General features: G+C 66.7%; 30 protein-coding genes. All 30 read right to left on the reverse strand.

Annotation, left to right across the window (positions count from 1 at the left end; genetic code table 11):
* Positions 1-34: 34 nt before the first annotated feature.
* Positions 35-523, reverse strand: coding sequence for a 50S ribosomal protein L17 (gene rplQ, locus EIZ62_RS12745; protein WP_064069940.1), 489 nt, complete (start codon positions 521-523; stop codon positions 35-37).
* Between the two features lie 80 nt (positions 524-603).
* The gene (locus EIZ62_RS12750) at positions 604-1626 is read right to left on the reverse strand and encodes a DNA-directed RNA polymerase subunit alpha (RefSeq protein ID WP_003956430.1); all 1023 of its coding nucleotides are present in this window, start codon (positions 1624-1626) and stop codon (positions 604-606) included.
* A 223-nt stretch (positions 1627-1849) separates the two neighbouring features.
* Positions 1850-2254: a 30S ribosomal protein S11 gene (gene rpsK / locus EIZ62_RS12755; RefSeq protein ID WP_003956432.1), complete on the reverse strand. Its 405-nt coding sequence runs from the start codon at positions 2252-2254 to the stop codon at positions 1850-1852.
* Between the two features lie 66 nt (positions 2255-2320).
* Complete coding sequence (gene rpsM, locus EIZ62_RS12760) at positions 2321-2701, reverse strand: 30S ribosomal protein S13 (protein WP_156692827.1); 381 nt, start codon at positions 2699-2701, stop codon at positions 2321-2323.
* Positions 2702-2885: 184 nt separating this feature from the next.
* On the reverse strand, positions 2886-2999 hold the full coding sequence (gene rpmJ / locus EIZ62_RS12765) for a 50S ribosomal protein L36 (protein ID WP_003956441.1): 114 nt from the start codon (positions 2997-2999) through the stop codon (positions 2886-2888).
* 57 nt (positions 3000-3056) lie between these two features.
* Complete coding sequence (gene infA / locus EIZ62_RS12770) at positions 3057-3278, reverse strand: translation initiation factor IF-1 (RefSeq protein ID WP_003956442.1); 222 nt, start codon at positions 3276-3278, stop codon at positions 3057-3059.
* 197 nt (positions 3279-3475) lie between these two features.
* The gene (gene map, locus EIZ62_RS12775) at positions 3476-4327 is read right to left on the reverse strand and encodes a type I methionyl aminopeptidase (RefSeq protein ID WP_156692828.1); all 852 of its coding nucleotides are present in this window, start codon (positions 4325-4327) and stop codon (positions 3476-3478) included.
* A gap of 116 nt (positions 4328-4443) precedes the next feature.
* Positions 4444-5103, reverse strand: a complete 660-nt coding sequence (locus tag EIZ62_RS12780) for an adenylate kinase (protein ID WP_156692829.1) — start codon at positions 5101-5103, stop codon at positions 4444-4446.
* Positions 5103-6422, reverse strand: coding sequence for a preprotein translocase subunit SecY (gene secY / locus EIZ62_RS12785; RefSeq protein WP_156692830.1), 1320 nt, complete (start codon positions 6420-6422; stop codon positions 5103-5105). The genes EIZ62_RS12780 and secY overlap by 1 nt, the downstream gene beginning before the upstream one ends.
* A 424-nt stretch (positions 6423-6846) precedes the next feature.
* A complete protein-coding gene (rplO, locus tag EIZ62_RS12790; protein WP_126886732.1) occupies positions 6847-7302 on the reverse strand; it encodes a 50S ribosomal protein L15 in 456 nt (151 codons plus the stop codon).
* A gap of 1 nt (position 7303) precedes the next feature.
* Positions 7304-7486: a 50S ribosomal protein L30 gene (gene rpmD, locus EIZ62_RS12795; protein ID WP_041130781.1), complete on the reverse strand. Its 183-nt coding sequence runs from the start codon at positions 7484-7486 to the stop codon at positions 7304-7306.
* Positions 7486-8091 carry a 30S ribosomal protein S5 gene (gene rpsE, locus EIZ62_RS12800; RefSeq protein WP_128554712.1) on the reverse strand — a complete coding sequence of 202 codons (606 nt, stop codon included), beginning with the start codon at positions 8089-8091 and terminating at the stop codon, positions 7486-7488. Before rpsE ends, rpmD begins: the two co-directional genes overlap by 1 nt.
* Positions 8092-8134: 43 nt before the next feature.
* On the reverse strand, positions 8135-8518 hold the full coding sequence (gene rplR / locus EIZ62_RS12805; RefSeq protein ID WP_031076680.1) for a 50S ribosomal protein L18: 384 nt from the start codon (positions 8516-8518) through the stop codon (positions 8135-8137).
* A 3-nt stretch (positions 8519-8521) separates the two neighbouring features.
* Positions 8522-9061 (reverse strand): 50S ribosomal protein L6, encoded by a 540-nt coding sequence (rplF, locus tag EIZ62_RS12810; RefSeq protein ID WP_156692831.1) that lies wholly within the window; start codon positions 9059-9061, stop codon positions 8522-8524.
* 21 nt (positions 9062-9082) lie between these two features.
* Positions 9083-9481, reverse strand: coding sequence for a 30S ribosomal protein S8 (rpsH, locus tag EIZ62_RS12815; protein ID WP_006347222.1), 399 nt, complete (start codon positions 9479-9481; stop codon positions 9083-9085).
* A gap of 209 nt (positions 9482-9690) precedes the next feature.
* A complete protein-coding gene (locus tag EIZ62_RS12825) occupies positions 9691-9876 on the reverse strand; it encodes a type Z 30S ribosomal protein S14 (RefSeq protein ID WP_003956452.1) in 186 nt (61 codons plus the stop codon).
* A gap of 5 nt (positions 9877-9881) precedes the next feature.
* Entirely contained in the window at positions 9882-10439 is a 558-nt protein-coding gene (gene rplE, locus EIZ62_RS12830) for a 50S ribosomal protein L5 (RefSeq protein ID WP_073753487.1), read from the reverse strand.
* The gene (rplX, locus tag EIZ62_RS12835) at positions 10439-10762 is read right to left on the reverse strand and encodes a 50S ribosomal protein L24 (RefSeq protein ID WP_019888758.1); all 324 of its coding nucleotides are present in this window, start codon (positions 10760-10762) and stop codon (positions 10439-10441) included. Before rplX ends, rplE begins: the two co-directional genes overlap by 1 nt.
* Before the next feature lie 2 nt (positions 10763-10764).
* Complete coding sequence (rplN, locus tag EIZ62_RS12840; protein WP_003956455.1) at positions 10765-11133, reverse strand: 50S ribosomal protein L14; 369 nt, start codon at positions 11131-11133, stop codon at positions 10765-10767.
* A gap of 103 nt (positions 11134-11236) precedes the next feature.
* Positions 11237-11521, reverse strand: a complete 285-nt coding sequence (gene rpsQ, locus EIZ62_RS12845; protein ID WP_156692833.1) for a 30S ribosomal protein S17 — start codon at positions 11519-11521, stop codon at positions 11237-11239.
* Positions 11521-11745 (reverse strand): 50S ribosomal protein L29, encoded by a 225-nt coding sequence (gene rpmC / locus EIZ62_RS12850; RefSeq protein ID WP_031076670.1) that lies wholly within the window; start codon positions 11743-11745, stop codon positions 11521-11523. Before rpmC ends, rpsQ begins: the two co-directional genes overlap by 1 nt.
* Complete coding sequence (rplP, locus tag EIZ62_RS12855; RefSeq protein WP_005313579.1) at positions 11745-12164, reverse strand: 50S ribosomal protein L16; 420 nt, start codon at positions 12162-12164, stop codon at positions 11745-11747. The genes rpmC and rplP overlap by 1 nt, the downstream gene beginning before the upstream one ends.
* Before the next feature lie 5 nt (positions 12165-12169).
* Positions 12170-13003 (reverse strand): 30S ribosomal protein S3, encoded by an 834-nt coding sequence (gene rpsC / locus EIZ62_RS12860; protein WP_147987684.1) that lies wholly within the window; start codon positions 13001-13003, stop codon positions 12170-12172.
* Positions 13003-13350: a 50S ribosomal protein L22 gene (gene rplV, locus EIZ62_RS12865; RefSeq protein ID WP_030685471.1), complete on the reverse strand. Its 348-nt coding sequence runs from the start codon at positions 13348-13350 to the stop codon at positions 13003-13005. Before rplV ends, rpsC begins: the two co-directional genes overlap by 1 nt.
* A gap of 42 nt (positions 13351-13392) precedes the next feature.
* Complete coding sequence (gene rpsS, locus EIZ62_RS12870) at positions 13393-13674, reverse strand: 30S ribosomal protein S19 (protein WP_031076666.1); 282 nt, start codon at positions 13672-13674, stop codon at positions 13393-13395.
* Between the two features lie 12 nt (positions 13675-13686).
* Positions 13687-14523 carry a 50S ribosomal protein L2 gene (gene rplB, locus EIZ62_RS12875; RefSeq protein ID WP_156692834.1) on the reverse strand — a complete coding sequence of 279 codons (837 nt, stop codon included), beginning with the start codon at positions 14521-14523 and terminating at the stop codon, positions 13687-13689.
* A 41-nt stretch (positions 14524-14564) separates the two neighbouring features.
* Positions 14565-14882, reverse strand: a complete 318-nt coding sequence (rplW, locus tag EIZ62_RS12880) for a 50S ribosomal protein L23 (RefSeq protein WP_156692835.1) — start codon at positions 14880-14882, stop codon at positions 14565-14567.
* Complete coding sequence (gene rplD, locus EIZ62_RS12885; RefSeq protein WP_064069951.1) at positions 14882-15532, reverse strand: 50S ribosomal protein L4; 651 nt, start codon at positions 15530-15532, stop codon at positions 14882-14884. The genes rplW and rplD overlap by 1 nt, the downstream gene beginning before the upstream one ends.
* An 8-nt stretch (positions 15533-15540) precedes the next feature.
* Positions 15541-16185 (reverse strand): 50S ribosomal protein L3, encoded by a 645-nt coding sequence (gene rplC, locus EIZ62_RS12890; RefSeq protein WP_064070111.1) that lies wholly within the window; start codon positions 16183-16185, stop codon positions 15541-15543.
* A gap of 13 nt (positions 16186-16198) precedes the next feature.
* The gene (gene rpsJ, locus EIZ62_RS12895) at positions 16199-16507 is read right to left on the reverse strand and encodes a 30S ribosomal protein S10 (RefSeq protein ID WP_003948644.1); all 309 of its coding nucleotides are present in this window, start codon (positions 16505-16507) and stop codon (positions 16199-16201) included.
* Positions 16508-16955 lie beyond the last annotated feature (448 nt).

The raw sequence follows: 16955 nt of genomic DNA on the forward strand, positions 1-16955 counted from the left end.
GACGGGCCCGTCCGTACAGCCTTCAGAACGCGGTTCAGGCGTCCTTGGACTCTTCGGCCGGAGCCTCGTCGGCCTTGGTGTCCTCGGCCTTGGCGGCCTCGTCGGACTCCTTGACGGCGCGCTTGGTGGCGGCCTCGGCCTCGGCGACGGTCGCCTTCTTGGCGATCTCGCCCTCGACCAGCTCGATCACGGCCATCGGGGCGTTGTCGCCACGACGGTTGCCGATCTTCGTGATGCGGGTGTAGCCACCCGGGCGCTCGGCGTAGCGCGGAGCGATCTCGGTGAAGAGCGTGTGGACGATGCCCTTGTCCGTGATCGTCTGCAGCACCAGGCGACGGTTGTGGATGTCGCCCTTCTTCGCCTTGGTGATCAGGCGCTCGGCGACCGGACGCAGGCGGCGGGCCTTGGCCTCGGTCGTGGTGATGCGGCCGTGCTCGAAGAGCGACTTCGCGAGGTTCGCGAGGAGCAGCTTCTCGTGCGCGGCGCTGCCGCCCAGACGGGCACCCTTGGCGGGCTTCGGCATGGTGTTTCTCCTTGTGATCTGCCCCGGCCGTGTCAGGTACCGGGGTCAGGGCCCCGCAGGCGGTCGCCTGCGGGCAGCAATCAGTACTGCTCGGTCTCGACGAAGCCCGCGTCCGCGTCGTCGTCGGCGCCGAAGGCGTCGGCGGCGGCGGTCGGGTCGAATCCGGGCGGGCTGTCCTTCAGGGCCAGGCCCATGCCGGCCAGCTTCGCCTTGACCTCGTCGATCGACTTCGCACCGAAGTTGCGGATGTCGAGCAGGTCGGCCTCGGAGCGCGCCACGAGCTCACCCACGGAGTGGATGCCCTCGCGCTTGAGGCAGTTGTACGAACGAACGGTGAGCTCGAGCTCCTCGATCGGCAGCGCCAGGTCGGCGGCCAGGGCGGCGTCCGTCGGGGACGGGCCCATGTCGATGCCCTCGGCGTCGATGTTGAGCTCGCGGGCCAGGCCGAACAGCTCGACCAGGGTCTTGCCGGCCGACGCCATGGCGTCGCGCGGGCGCATGGCCTGCTTGGTCTCGACGTCGACGATCAGCTTGTCGAAGTCGGTGCGCTGCTCGACACGGGTCGCCTCGACCTTGTACGTGACCTTGAGCACCGGCGAGTAGATGGAGTCGACCGGGATACGGCCGATCTCCTGGCCCACCTGCTTGTTCTGGACGGCGGAGACGTAGCCGCGACCGCGCTCGACGGTCAGCTCCATCTCCAGCTTGCCCTTGCCGTTCAGCGTGGCGAGCACCAGGTCGGGGTTGTGCACCTCGACACCGGCCGGCGGGGCGATGTCGGCGGCGGTGACCAGGCCGGGGCCCTGCTTGCGCAGGTACATCACGACCGGCTCGTCGTGCTCCGAGGAGACGACCAGCTGCTTGATGTTGAGGATGAGGTCGGTGACGTCCTCCTTGACGCCCGGCACGGTGGTGAACTCGTGCAGGACGCCGTCGATGCGGATGGACGTGACGGCCGCACCCGGGATCGAGGAGAGGAGCGTACGGCGGAGGGAGTTGCCGAGCGTGTAGCCGAAGCCCGGCTCCAGGGGCTCGATGACGAACCGCGAGCGGTACTCGTCGACGACCTCTTCGGTCAGCGAGGGACGCTGAGCGATAAGCATGGTGTGTTTCCTTCAGTCGTGGACGCCCGCTATTTGACGTCCTCTGGTACTGCAAGGGTACGGGCGGCACGCCCCCGAAGAGCCGTACCGCCCGATTCCGTGCGCGAGCAACCGTGCGTCAGACGCGGCGGCGCTTCGGCGGACGGCAGCCGTGCTGCGAATTCCCGGGGGACGACCCCCGGACCCCCAGCAGACCGCCGACCCGCCCGTCAGCAGCCGTGCGTCAGACGCGGCGGCGCTTCGGCGGACGGCAGCCGTTGTGCGGGGTGGGGGTGACGTCCTGGATCGAACCCACCTCGAGGCCGGTGGCCTGGAGGGAGCGGATCGCGGTCTCACGGCCGGAGCCGGGACCCTTGACGAAGACGTCGACCTTGCGCATGCCGTGCTCCTGCGCGCGGCGGGCGGCCGACTCGGCGGCCATCTGCGCGGCGAAGGGGGTGGACTTGCGCGAGCCCTTGAAGCCGACGTGGCCGGCGGAGGCCCAGGAGATCACGTTGCCCGAGGGGTCCGTGATCGAGACGATCGTGTTGTTGAACGTGCTCTTGATGTGGGCGTGCCCGTGAGCGACGTTCTTCTTTTCCTTGCGGCGCACCTTCTTGGCAGCGCCCTGACGACCCTTGGGGGGCATCTATAACTCCTACGGGAGGTGGTCGGTCCTACAGCGAAGACCGCTTGATCAAGCGTCCGCTGAGGACTACTTCTTGCCCGGCTTCTTCTTACCGGCGATGGCGCGACGCGGGCCCTTGCGGGTACGAGCGTTCGTGCTGGTGCGCTGACCGTGCACGGGCAGGCCACGACGGTGGCGGATGCCCTGGTAGCACTGGATCTCGATCTTGCGGCGGATGTCGCCCTGGATCTCGCGGCGGAGGTCACCCTCGGTCCGGAGGTTGGCGTCCACGTACTCGCGGATCTTGACCAGGTCCTCCTCGGACAGGTCACGAACGCGGGTGTTGGGGTTCACGCCGGTGGAGGCGAGAATCTCCTTGGAACGGGTACGCCCGATACCGAAGACGTAGGTGAGTGCGATCTCCACACGCTTTTCGCGCGGGATGTCAACACCGGAAACGCGTGCCATTCAATGGCTCCTGTGTGTTCGGGGGTCTTCCGCAAAGCCGCTCCCGACCGCCGTATGAGGTACGAATCGGGTCCCCGGCCCCCGCCGGAGGTGCCGCCGACCCTTGCGGGCTGGGCGGGCTCTGCGTATGTACGAATTTGCTCGCGTCGCGCGAAGAACTGCTTCAGGTGCAGGTCGGCGTGCGTCAGCCCTGGCGCTGCTTGTGGCGCAGGTTGTCGCAGATGACCATGACCCGGCCGTGACGGCGGATCACCTTGCACTTGTCGCAGATCTTCTTGACGCTCGGCTTGACCTTCATGGGATGTGAGGTTCTCCGGGTCAGTGCCACCACCCCGCGGACGGGGCGCGACAAGATCTACTTGTATCGGTAGACGATCCGGCCACGCGTCAGGTCGTACGGAGACAGCTCCACGACGACCCGGTCGTCCGGGAGGATACGGATGTAGTGCATCCGCATCTTGCCGGAGATGTGCGCGAGGACCTTGTGACCGTTCTGGAGCTCCACCTTGAACATGGCGTTCGGCAGGGACTCGATCACGGTGCCCTCAATTTCGATGGCACCTTGCTTCTTGGCCACGCTTCGCCCTTCGAATCGGCTACCTTGATCGACTCCCGCTCACCGCGTGCGGACACACGGGTACACGAGAGCCGACGCATCAGTCTACGTCAGGCCCCTGGAAAACACGAATCCGGTAGCTTGCCCACCGCCGGTGATCGTTACCCCCGCGCGCGGAAGCACACCCCCGGCCCCGGCCCGGCCGCCGACGGCTGCCGTCAGGCCAGCGGGTCCGGGGCTGCCGTGACGCCCAGCTCGGCGAGCTTCGCCTTGCCGCCGTCGGGGGACGTGAGGACCAGGGGGCCCTCCTCGGTGAGGGCGACCGAGTGCTCCCAGTGGGAGGACCAGGTGCCGTCCGTCGTGATGACGGTCCAGTCGTCCTCCAGCACCTCCGTGCGCGGGGTGCCGAGCGACACCATCGGCTCGATCGCCAGGCAGAAGCCGGGCACCAGCTTGGGGCCCTTGCCGCGCTTGCGGGTGACGTAGTTCAGCAGGTGCGGGTCCATGTGCATCTCGGTGCCGATGCCGTGGCCGCCGTAGTCCTCGATGATCCCGAACTTGCCCAGGCTGTGCTCGCCCGTCGACGGGCGCGGCTGGCGGCGGATGTAGGACTCGATCGCCCTGGAGATGTCCATCAGCCGGTTGCCGTTGCGCATCGCGGCGATGCCCGCCCACATCGACTCCTCGGTCACCCGGGAGAGCTCGATCAGCTCCGGGGCGTGACCGGAGCCCACGAACGCCGTGTAGGCGGCGTCACCGTGCCAGCCGTCGACGATCGCGCCGCAGTCGATGGAGATGATGTCGCCGTCCTTCAGGACGACGTCGTCGCTGGGGATGCCGTGGACGACGACCTCGTTCACCGACGTGCAGATCGTGGCGGGGAAGCCGCCGTACCCCAGGAAGTTCGACTTCGCCCCGTGGTCGGCGATCACCTTCCGCGCGACCTCGTCCAGGTCCTTCGTCGTCGCGCCCGGCACCGCGGCCTCGCGCGTCGCCGCGTGGATGGCGGCGACGACCAGCCCCGCCTCGCGCATCTTCGCGATCTGCTCGGGAGTCTTGATCTGCACCATGACGGCTGACGCCTTTCCAAGGGAGTACGGGGTGACCTCACAACGATACGGCGGTACGACAGCGGCCGCGGCGCCCCGAAGGGCACCGCGGCCGTCGTACGGAAGCCGGCGGGGTACTACGCGGCCTGCTCGCCCCGCAGCGCCGCCATCGCGCGGCCGGTCACCTCGTCGACCTTGCCGAGCGCGGAGATGGTGACCACCAGGCCCTGGGCCTTGTAGTAGTCGATGATCGGCTCGGTCTGCGTGTGGTAGACCTCGAGCCGCCTGCGGACCGTCTCCTCGGAGTCGTCACCGCGCTGGTACAGCTCGCCGCCGCACACGTCGCAGACGCCCTCGGTCTTCGGCGGGGTGTAGGTCACGTGGAAGACGTGCTTGTCGTTGTTGCGGCACAGCCGGCGGCCGGCGATCCGCTTCACGACCTCGTCCTCGGGGACCTCCAGGTCGAGCACCGCGTCGAGCTTCATGTTCCCGGCCCGGAGCATGACGTCGAGCGCCTCGGCCTGCGACACGTTCCGGGGGAAGCCGTCCAGCAGGAAGCCGTTCACGGCGTCCGGGTGCTCCATGCGGTCCTTGGCCATGCCGATGGTGACCTCGTCGGGCACCAGCTCGCCGGCGTCCATGTAGGACTTGGCCTTCAGCCCCAGCTCCGTGCCCTGGCTGATGTTGGCTCGGAACAGGTCGCCCGTGGAGATGTGCGGGATCGACAGGTTCTTGGCAAGGAACGCGGCCTGCGTTCCCTTGCCCGCACCGGGCGGTCCGACGAGGACGATTCGCATCAGCGGAGGAACCCTTCGTAATTGCGCTGCTGGAGCTGGCTCTCGATCTGCTTCACGGTCTCCAGCCCCACACCCACGATGATGAGGATGCTCGTCCCGCCGAACGGGAAGTTGGCATTGGCGCCACCGAAGCCTGCCAACGCCATCGTCGGCACAAGAGCGATCAGACCCAGATACAGCGAGCCCGGCCAGGTGATCCGGTTGAGCACGTAGCTCAAGTACTCAGCAGTAGGTCGACCAGCCCGGATACCCGGGATGAAGCCACCATACTTCTTCATGTTGTCCGCGACTTCCTCGGGGTTGAACGAGATCGCCACATAGAAGAAGGCGAAGAAGACGATCAACAGGAAGTAGACGGTGATGTAGTAGGGGTGGTCACCCTTGACGAAGTGGGCTTCGATCCAGGTCTTCCAGCCGGAGGTGCCGCTGGAGAACTGCGCGATCAGGGCCGGGATGTAGAGCAGCGACGAGGCGAAGATGACAGGAATCACACCTGCCTGGTTCACCTTGAGCGGGATGTACGTGGACGTACCGCCGTAGGACCTGCGGCCGATCATGCGCTTCGCGTACTGCACCGGGATGCGGCGCTGGGCCTGCTCGACGAAGACCACCAGGGCCACCATCACGAAGCCGATCAGGATGACCGTGCCGAACTCGATCCAGCCCTGCGCGAGCTTGCCGCTGACCTTGATGGCCCACAGGGCGCCCGGGAAGCCGGCGGCGATCGAGATGAACATCAGGATCGACATGCCGTTGCCGATGCCGCGGTCGGTGACGAGCTCACCGAGCCACATGACGACGGCGGTGCCCGCGGTCATGGTGATGACCATCAGGATGGTGACGAAGATCGAGCGGTCCGGGACGACCTGGCCGGCCACCGTGCAGCCGCTGAACAGCGCGCCGGTGCGGGCGGTCGCCACGAGGCCGGTGCCCTGGAGGATCGCGAGGGCGATCGTCAGGTACCGCGTGTACTGCGTGATCTTGGCCGTACCCGCCTGGCCCTCCTTCTTGAGGGCTTCCAGACGCGGGATGACGACGGTCAGCAGCTGCAGGATGATGCTCGCCGTGATGTACGGCATGATGCCGAGCGCGAAGATGGTGATCTGCAGAAGCGCCCCGCCGCTGAACAGGTTCACCAGGCCCAGCAGGCTGTTGCCGCCCTTGCTGGCCTCGTCCACGCACTGCTGGACGGACTGGTAGTCGACACCGGGGACGGGGATGTGGGCCCCGAGCCGGTAGATCACGATGATGCCCAGCGTGAAGAGCAGCTTCTTGCGCAGGTCGGGCGTCTTGAACGCCCGGGCGAACGCGGTGAGCACGGTGCCTCCTGCGACCCCCGCGTTACGCGCGTGAGGGTGACGGTTTGGTAAGTGAGTAGATACAAACACGGCAGCCTTACGCCACGGGGGCAGACTGCCGGGACACTAACAGCGGCTACCATACCCGGCCGTCACGCCCGCGTGAAACGTCGCTGAGGCACGTCAACCACGGGTAAGGCCGATCCCTCCTTGGCGACCGGTCACCCGGTCCCCCACCCAGGGCAACGACCGAGGGCCGCAGTTGATGCCGGACCGTGTGGCGCCTTCGTGAAGATGTCCGAAAGACGCCGTGCGGCGACGGAACGGACGACGGGCGGACGACGGCGCGGACGACGAGGGCGGACATGGCGAAAAAGAGCCTGGCCGACGCCCACGAGGGGCGCCGGCCAGGCTCTCTGCCGTTCGGTGTCCGTCAGGACGAGGCTCAGACGAGCTCGGTGACGGTGCCGCCGGCGGCGGTGATCTTCTCCTTGGCGGAGCCGGAGACGGCGTCGACCGTCACCTGCAGCGCCACGGAGATCTCGCCCTGGCCCAGGACCTTGACGAGGCTGTTCTTGCGCACGGCACCCTTGTCGACCAGGTCGGCAACGGTGACCTCGCCACCCTGCGGGTACAGGGCCGCGAGCTTGTCCAGGTTCACGACCTGGTACTCGGTGCGGAACGGGTTCTTGAAGCCCTTCAGCTTCGGGAGACGCATGTGGAGGGGCATCTGCCCACCCTCGAAGCGCTCCGGAACCTGGTAACGGGCCTTGGTGCCCTTGGTACCACGACCGGCCGTCTTACCCTTCGACGCCTCACCACGACCCACACGGGTCTTGGCGGTCTTGGCGCCCGGGGCGGGACGGAGGTTGTGGACCTTCAGCGGGTTCTGCTCCGCCATGTCAGTCGACCTCCTCGACCGTCACGAGGTGGCGGACGGTGTGCACCATTCCGCGGAACTCGGGGCGGTCCTCCTTGACGACCACGTCACCCAGGCGCTTGAGGCCCAGGGAACGCAGGGTGTCGCGGTGGTTCTGCTTGCTGCCGATGTACGACTTCGTCTGCGTGACCTTGAGGCGAGCCATTACGCACCCGCCCCTGCACGCGCACGCAGGAGAGCCGCGGGGGCGACGTCCTCGAGGGGCAGACCACGGCGGGCCGCGATCTCCTCGGGACGCTGCAGACCCTGGAGGGCCGCCACGGTCGCGTGCACGATGTTGATCGCGTTGTCGGAGCCCAGGGACTTCGACAGGATGTCGTGGACGCCGGCGCACTCGAGAACGGCGCGCACCGGGCCACCGGCGATCACACCGGTACCGGGGGAAGCAGGCTTGAGCAGGACGACGCCCGCGGCCTTCTCACCCTGGATGGGGTGCGGGATGGTGCCCTGGATACGGGGGACCTTGAAGAAGTGCTTCTTGGCCTCCTCCACACCCTTGGCGATGGCGGCCGGCACCTCCTTGGCCTTGCCGTAACCGACACCCACGGTGCCGTCACCGTCGCCCACCACGACCAGCGCGGTGAAGCTGAAGCGACGACCACCCTTCACAACCTTGGCGACGCGGTTGATCGCGACAACGCGCTCAACGTACGCGGTCTTCTCGGCGGCAGCAGCGCCGCCGTCACGGCCCTTCCGGTCCCGCCGCTCGCCGCCACCGGCACCGCTTCCGCGGCGCTGGGGTCCAGCCATTGGAATTACCTCTCTTCGTTTTCCGCTGAGCTACGGAACCGGCTCAGAACTTGAGCCCGGCTTCGCGGGCGGCGTCCGCCAGGGCGGCGATGCGCCCGGCGTACTGGTTGCCGCCACGGTCGAACACGACAGCCTCGATGCCGGCAGCCTTGGCACGCTCGGCCACGAGCTGGCCGACCTGCTTCGCCTTAGCCGACTTGTCGCCTTCGCCGCCGCGGATGGACGCGTCCAGGGTGGACGCCGACGCGAGGGTGTGACCCGCGATGTCGTCGATGACCTGAGCGGTGATGCCGCGGTTGGAACGCGTGACGACCAGGCGCGGACGCTCGGTCGTACCCGCGATCTTCTTGCGGATGCGGATGTGGCGACGCTTCAGAGCAGCGCCCTTGTAGGCCTTGCCCTTGGCAATCTTCACGCCGTATGCCATGGCTTACTTACCAGCCTTTCCGACCTTGCGGCGGATGACCTCACCCGCGTACTTCACGCCCTTGGCCTTGTAGGGGTCGGGCTTGCGAAGCTTGCGGATGTTCGCGGCGACCTCGCCGACCTTCTGCTTGTCGATGCCCTCGACCGAGAACTTGGTCGGCGACTCGACCTTGAAGGAGATCCCCTCGGGGGCCTCCACCAGGATCGGGTGGCTGTAGCCGAGCTGGAACTCCAGGTTGGAGCCCTTCGCGGCCACGCGGTAACCGACACCGCTGATCTCGAGCGCCTTCGTGTACCCCTTGGTCACACCGGTGATCATGTTGGCCACCAGCGTGCGGGACAGGCCGTGAAGGGCCTTGTTCTGACGCTCGTCGTTCGGACGGGTGACGTTGAGAACGCCGTCCTCGCCCTTAACGATCTCGATCGGCGCGGCGACGGTGTGGCTCAGGGTGCCCTTGGAACCCTTCACCGTGACCGTGCGGCCCTCGATGGTGACGTCCACGCCGGCGGGAACCGTGATGGGGAGCTTGCCGATACGCGACATTGGCTTTTCCTCCGTTCCCGACTACCAGACGTAGGCGAGGACTTCCCCACCCACGCCCTTCTTCTGCGCCTGCTGGCCGGTCAGGAGGCCGTGGGACGTGGAGATGATCGCCACGCCCAGACCGCCGAGGACCTTCGGCAGGTTGGTGGACTTCGCGTAAACCCGCAGACCGGGCTTCGAGATCCGCTTGATGCCCGCGATGGAGCGCTCACGGTTCGGACCGAACTTCAGCTCGAGGACGAGGTTCTTGCCGACCTCGGCGTCCTCGACCTTCCAGCCCGTGATGAAGCCCTCCTGCTGGAGGATTTCCGCGATGTGAGACTTGATCTTGCTGTGCGGCATCGTCACGGAGTCGTGGTACGCCGAGTTCGCGTTACGCAGACGAGTCAGCATGTCTGCGATGGGATCAGTCATGGTCATGAATTGGCCTTCGGCCTCTCTCGCCGGGGTTTCCTGTATGCGCCATCCCTCTCCCCGCTCATGGGCGGGACGGGTGCGGTGCGGGGACCTACGGCGTAGTAAGTCGTACGGGCGGCAGGCGCCCAACCCCACAAGCCTACGGCATGCGGGTGTGGGCTCCTGCCGACCAGATGCTTACCGAGAGACTCCGGAATCCCTGATGAAGGGGATTACCAGGAGCTCTTGGTCACGCCCGGCAGCTCGCCACGGTGAGCCATCTCACGGAGGCACACGCGGCACAGGCCGAACTTGCGGTAGACGGAGTGCGGACGACCGCAGCGCTGGCAGCGGGTGTACGCGCGCACGCCGAACTTGGGCTTGCGGGCAGCCTTCGCGATGAGAGCCTTCTTCGCCATCTCGCTTACGCCTCCTTGAACGGGAAGCCGAGGTGACGGAGGAGCGCACGGCCCTCTTCGTCGTTGGTCGCCGTGGTCACCACGGTGATGTCCATACCCCGGACACGGTCGATCTTGTCCTGGTCGATCTCGTGGAACATGACCTGCTCCGTGAGACCGAAGGTGTAGTTGCCACGGCCGTCGAACTGCTTGGGGGACAGGCCGCGGAAGTCGCGGATGCGCGGAAGCGCCAGCGACAGGGTGCGGTCCAGGAACTCCCACATGCGGTCGCCACGGAGCGTGACGTGGGCACCGATCGGCTGGCCCTCACGCAGCTTGAACTGCGCGATGGACTTGCGGGCCTTGGTGACGGCCGGCTTCTGACCGGTGATCGTGGTGAGGTCCTTGATGGCACCCTCGATCAGCTTGGAGTCGCGGGCGGCGTCGCCCACACCCATGTTGACCACGATCTTGACGAGGCCGGGAACCTGCATGACGTTCTCGTACGAGAACTCCTCACGCAGCTTGCCCGCGATCTCCTCGCGGTACTTCGTCTTGAGACGCGGAGTGGTGGTGGTAGCCATCAGATGTCCTCACCCGTCCGCTTGGCAACGCGGATCTTGTTGCCCTCGTCGTCGAAGCGGTAACCGACGCGCGTGACGACCTTGTTGCCGTCCTTCTCCACGACGAGCTGAACGTTGCTCACGTGGATGGGGGCCTCGGTCGTGACGATGCCACCGGTCTGGGAACCGCGAGCGGTCTGACCGGCCTTGGTGTGCTTCTTGACCCGGTTGACACCCTCGACCAGGACACGGTCCTCGCGGGGGAAGGCCGCGATGACCTTGCCCTGCTTGCCCTTGTCCTTACCGGTGATGACCTGGACCAGGTCGCCCTTCTTGATCTTCATGCTTACAGCACCTCCGGCGCGAGCGAGATGATCTTCATGAACTTCTTCTCGCGCAGCTCACGGCCCACGGGGCCGAAGATACGGGTGCCGCGAGGGTCGCCGTCGTTCTTCAGAATGACGGCGGCGTTCTCGTCGAAGCGGATGTACGAGCCGTCCTGGCGGCGGCGCTCCTTGACGGTGCGAACGATGACCGCCTTGACGACGTCACCCTTCTTCACGTTGCCACCGGGGATCGCGTCCTTGACGGTGGCGACGATGACGTCACCGATGCCCGCGTAGCGGCGACCGGAACCACCGAGAACACGGATGCAAAGGATCTCCTTGGCACCAGTGTTGTCGGCGACACGCAGTCGCGACTCCTGCTGGATCACGTCTATCTCCTGATTGTCTGCCGGTTCCCGGCAGGGGCTCCTCCGGAGAGGTCGGCCCCTGCCGAGCCTGGCGGAACGAACTCGGGGGAAACCCCCCGAGCGATTACTTGGCCTTCTCGAGGATCTCGACGACGCGCCAGCGCTTGCTCGCGGACAGCGGCCGGGTCTCCATCAGGAGGACACGGTCGCCGACACCCGCGGCGTTCTGCTCGTCGTGCGCCTTGAGCTTGTTCGTACGGCGGATGACCTTGCCGTACAGCGCGTGCTTGACGCGGTCCTCGACGGCGACGACGACGGTCTTGTCCATCTTGTCGCTGACGACCAGACCCTCACGGGTCTTGCGGAAACCGCGAGCGGTCTTCTCTTCAGTCACGTTGTTCTCGCTCATCAGGCGCTCTCCACCGTCTCGATGCCCAGCTCACGCTCGCGCATCAGGGTGTAGATCCGGGCGATGTCCTTACGGACGGACTTGAGCCGACCGTGGTTCTCGAGCTGCCCGGTCGCCGCCTGGAAGCGGAGGTTGAACAGCTCTTCCTTGGCCTCGCGGAGCTTGGCAACAAGCTCCTCGTTGCCCAGCTCGCGCAGCTCGGACGCCTTGGTACCGGCCGACATCACGCTTCACCTGCCTCGCGCTTGACGATCCGGCACTTCATCGGCAGCTTGTGGGCCGCGCGAGTCAGAGCCTCACGTGCAATCTTCTCGTTCGGGTAGGACAGCTCGAACATGACCCGGCCCGGGTGCACGTTCGCGACCCACCACTCGGGGGAACCCTTACCGGAACCCATGCGGGTCTCGGCGGGCTTCTTCGTCAGCGGGCGGTCCGGGTAGATGTTGATCCAGACCTTGCCGCCACGCTTGATGTGGCGGGTCATCGCGATACGAGCCGCCTCGATCTGGCGGTTGGTCACGTACGCCGGAGTCATGGCCTGGATGCCGTACTCGCCGAACGCAACCGTCGTACCACCCTTGGCCATACCGCGGCGCTTGGGGTGGTGCTGCTTGCGGTGCTTGACCCTACGGGGGATCAGCATTTCGGTCAGGCCTCCGTTCCGGTGCTCTCAGCAGCCGGAGCGGCGGCGGGAGCCTCGGCCTTGGGGGCCTCGGCAGCCTGAGCCTGCTGCGGCTTGCGACCGCGTCCGCCACGCTCGCCACCGCGGCCACCGCGGCCGGCCGGGCGGTCAGCGCCACCACGGGCCGGGCGGTTGCCCGCACGGGCAGCAGCGTTCTCGGCGCGGACCTCGGCGATGTTCTTGACGTCGCCCTTGTAGATCCAGACCTTCACGCCGATGCGGCCGAAGGTCGTCTTGGCCTCGAAGAAGCCGTACTCGACGTTCGCGCGCAGCGTGTGCAGCGGCACACGACCCTCGCGGTAGAACTCCGAGCGGGACATCTCGGCGCCGCCGAGACGGCCACCACACTGGATCTTGATGCCCTTGGCGCCCGCCTTCATGGCCGACTGCATGCTCTTGCGCATGGCACGGCGGAAGGAGACGCGGGAGGACAGCTGCTCCGCCACGGCCTGGGCCACGAGCTGAGCGTCGACCTCGGGGTTCTTGACCTCGAGGATGTTCAGCTGGACCTGCTTGCCCGTGAGCTTCTCGAGGTCACCGCGGATGCGGTCGGCCTCGGCGCCACGGCGGCCGATGACGATGCCGGGACGAGCGGTGTGGATGTCCACCCGCACGCGGTCACGGGTGCGCTCGATCTCCACCTTCGAGATGCCGGCGCGCTCCATGCCGGACGTCATCATCCGACGGATGGCGACGTCTTCCTTGACGTAGTCCTTGTACAGCTTGTCGGCGTACCAACGCGACTTGAAGTCGGTGGTGATGCCGAGCCGGAACCCGTGCGGGTTTACCTTCTGGCCCATTACCGGGTTCCTTCCTTGCTGCTGACGACCACGGTGATGTGGCTGGTCCGCTTGCGGATCCGGTAGGCACGGCCCTGGGCACGCGGACGGAACCGCTTCAGGGTCGGGCCCTCGTCGACGTACGCCTCGCTGATGTACAGCGAAGAGGCGTCCGTGTGGTCGTAGTTGTGCGCGGCGTTGGCGATGGCGCTGTCCAGCACCTTGCCGACCGGCACGCTCGCGGCCTGCGGGGCGAAACGCAGGACCGCCTGAGCCTCCGTGGCGTCCATGCCACGGATGAGGTCCACCACGCGGCGGGCCTTCATGGGCGTGACGCGGATGTACCGCGCCTGGGCCCTGGCTTCCATGGTTGTCCCTTCGGTGTTAGTCATAGTCGATTCCACCCCGCCTTAGCGGCGCTTCGACTTCCGGTCGTCCTTGACGTGACCCCGGAAGGTGCGCGTCGGCGAGAACTCGCCGAGCTTGTGGCCGACCATCGACTCGGTGACGAACACCGGGATGTGGGTCTTGCCGTTGTGCACCGCGATCGTGTGGCCGAGCATGGCCGGGACGATCATCGAGCGGCGGGACCAGGTCTTGATGACGTTCTTGGTGCCGGCTTCGTTCTGCGAATCCACCTTCTTGATCAGGTGGTCGTCGACGAAGGGCCCCTTCTTGAGACTGCGCGGCATCTAAACCCGCTCCTAGCGCTTCTTGTTCGTCTTGCGGCGGCGGACGATGTACTTGTTGCTCGCCTTCTTGGGAGAACGAGTACGACCCTCCTTCTGACCCCACGGGGAGACCGGGTGGCGACCACCGGAGGTCTTGCCCTCACCACCACCGTGCGGGTGGTCAACCGGGTTCATCGCCACACCGCGGACGGTCGGGCGGACGCCCAGCCAGCGCTTGCGGCCGGCCTTGCCCCAGTTGATGTTCGACTGCTCGGCGTTGCCGACCTCGCCGATCGTGGCGCGGCAGCGGACGTCGACGAGACGGATCTCGCCGGACGGCATGCGCAGGTGGGCCATCTGGCCCTCCTTCGCGAGCAGCTGCACGGAGGCACCCGCGGAGCGGGCGAACTTGGCGCCACCGCCGGGACGGAGCTCGATCGCGTGGATCGTGGTACCGACCGGGATGTTGCGGATGGCCAGGTTGTTGCCGGGCTTGATGTCGGCGCCGGGGCCGTTCTCGACCCGGTCGCCCTGGTTCAGGCCACGCGGAGCGATGATGTAGCGCTTCTCGCCGTCCACGTAGTGGAGGAGCGCGATGCGCGCGGTGCGGTTGGGGTCGTACTCGATGTGAGCGACCTTGGCCGGCACGCCGTCCTTGTCGTGACGACGGAAGTCGATCACGCGGTAGGCGCGCTTGTGGCCACCGCCCTGGTGACGGACGGTCACACGACCGGTGTTGTTACGGCCGCCCTTGCTGTGCAGGGGGCGGACCAGCGACTTCTCCGGCGTGGACCGCGTGATCTCGACAAAGTCGGCGACGCTGGAGCCACGACGGCCCGGAGTCGTCGGCTTGTACTTGCGGATACCCATTTCTCAGTCCTCGTCCGATATTCGGACGATCCAGACCGCCGTCAGGCGGTCGGACCGCCGAAGATGTCGATACGGTTGCCCTCAGCAAGGGTCACGATGGCGCGCTTGGTGTTGGCGCGCTTACCGAAACCGGTGCGGGTGCGCTTGCGCTTGCCCTGGCGGTTGATCGTGTTCACCGACGTGACCTTGACCGAGAAGACCGACTCGACGGCCTGCTTGATCTGGGTCTTGTTCGCGGTCGGCGCCACGATGAACGTGTACTTGTTCTCGTCGAGCAGCGCGTAGCTCTTCTCGGAGACGACCGGCTTGACGAGAACGTCACGCGGGTCGGAGAAGGTCTTGCTGGTGATCTCGGCCATCAGGCCTCGCTCCCCTCGTTGTCATCGGCCTTGGGGCCAGACACGAAGGACTCGAAGGCGGCCTTGGTGAAGACCACGTCGTCGGAGACGATCACGTCGTACGTGTTCAGCTGGCCCGGCTCCAGGATGTGAACCTGGGGCAGGTTGCGGGCGGACAGCCACGCGGCCTCGTCGGCGCGCTCGACGACCAGGAGCAGGTTCTTGCGCTCCGAGATCTTGCCGAACAGCGTCTTGGCGGCCTTGGTGGAGACCTCGCCCTCGACCACGCCGGTGACGACGTGGATGCGGGAGTGACGCGCCCGGTCCGAGAGGGCACCGCGCAGGGCGGCGGCCTTCATCTTCTTCGGGGTGCGCTGCGAGTAGTCACGCGGCACGGGGCCGTGGACCACGCCACCGCCGGCGAACTGCGGCGCACGGGTCGAACCCTGACGGGCGCGGCCGGTGCCCTTCTGGCGGTACGGCTTCTTGCCACCACCGCGGACTTCGCCACGGGTCTTGGTCTTGTGCGTGCCCTGACGGGCAGCGGCCAGCTGGGCGACGACGACCTGGTGGATCAGCGGAACGCTGGTCTTGGCGTCGAAGATCTCCGCGGGGAGCTCGACGGTCCCGGCCTTGTCGCCTGCCGGCGAAAGGATGTCAATGGTGCTCATCGGTTACCTCAGGCCCCCTTGGCCGCGGTACGGACCAGGACGAGGCCGCCGTTCGGACCAGGAACCGCACCCTTGATCAGGAGCAGACCCTTCTCCGCGTCAACGGCGTGGACGGTCAGGTTCTGGGTGGTGACCCGCTCGTTGCCCATGCGGCCCGCCATGCGGAGGCCCTTGAACACACGGCCCGGGGTGGCGCAGCCACCGATGGAACCGGGCGAGCGGTGCTTGCGCTGGGTACCGTGTCCGGCGCCCAGGCCACGGAAGTTGTGGCGCTTCATGACACCGGCGAAGCCCTTGCCCTTGCTCTTGCCGGTGACGTCGACCTTGACGCCCGCCTCGAAGACCTCAGCGGTGATCTCCTGGCCGAGCGTGTACTCGGAGGCGTCAGCGGTGCGGATCTCCACCAGGTGGCGGCGCGGGGTGACGTCGGCCTTGGCGAAGTGACCCTTGAGGGGCTTGTTCACCTTGCGCGGGTCGATCTCGCCGAAGGCGATCTGGACCGACTCGTAGCCGTCGGTGTCGTTGCTGCGGACCTGGGTGACGACGCAGGGCCCGGCCTTGACGACGGTGACCGGGACAACCCGGTTGTTCTCGTCCCAGACCTGGGTCATGCCGAGCTTCTCGCCCAGGACGCCCTTAATGTTCTTAGCCATCTCGCGCGTCACCTCAGAGCTTGATCTCGATGTCGACGCCGGCCGGCAGGTCGAGACGCATCAGCGAGTCAACCGTCTTCGGCGTGGGGTCGAGGATGTCGATGAGGCGCTTGTGCGTGCGCATCTCGAAGTGCTCGCGCGAGTCCTTGTACTTGTGCGGCGACTTGATGACGCAGTACACGTTCTTCTCAGTGGGCAGCGGCACCGGGCCCGCGACCGACGCACCAGTGCGCGTCACCGTCTCGACGATCTTCTTCGCCGACGAGTCGATGACCTCGTGGTCGTAGGCCTTGAGCCGGATGCGGATCTTCTGTCCCGCCATGGCTACTCAGTAGTCCTGTCTCTCGTAACGCTCTGGAACCTGGCGGGCCGCTCCTCCTGGGCCTCACGGCCTGGGAATCGCAGCTCCTCCTCCGACCCACGCGGTCGGGCGTGTCGCATCCCCTCCACGTAGCTCTCCCGAAGGATTTCCCAGCTGAGGGGGTGCGGGCCCGAGGACCGCGCTGTGCTCTGTGAAGAGCGTCGGGGGCGGAACACCCACCGGGTGCCTGGTCGGCGCCCCGCTGACACTTCCCGGAAGATTCCCGTACGTCCGCCCCTGCACCTCTCGGTACAACGCATGGGGCGACGAGTACTGTGGGACTCGCTTCCGGTCCTCCCGGCGGGAGGCGCGCAGCATCGGCACTCAACCGAGCAACCCGGACAGTCTGCCATACGGGGCCATGCCGACGCCAATCGAGCCGAAGAGATTACCCCGGCGGGCTCCCGCG

The organism is Streptomyces ficellus, assembly GCF_009739905.1.
Lineage (GTDB): Bacteria > Actinomycetota > Actinomycetes > Streptomycetales > Streptomycetaceae > Streptomyces > Streptomyces ficellus_A.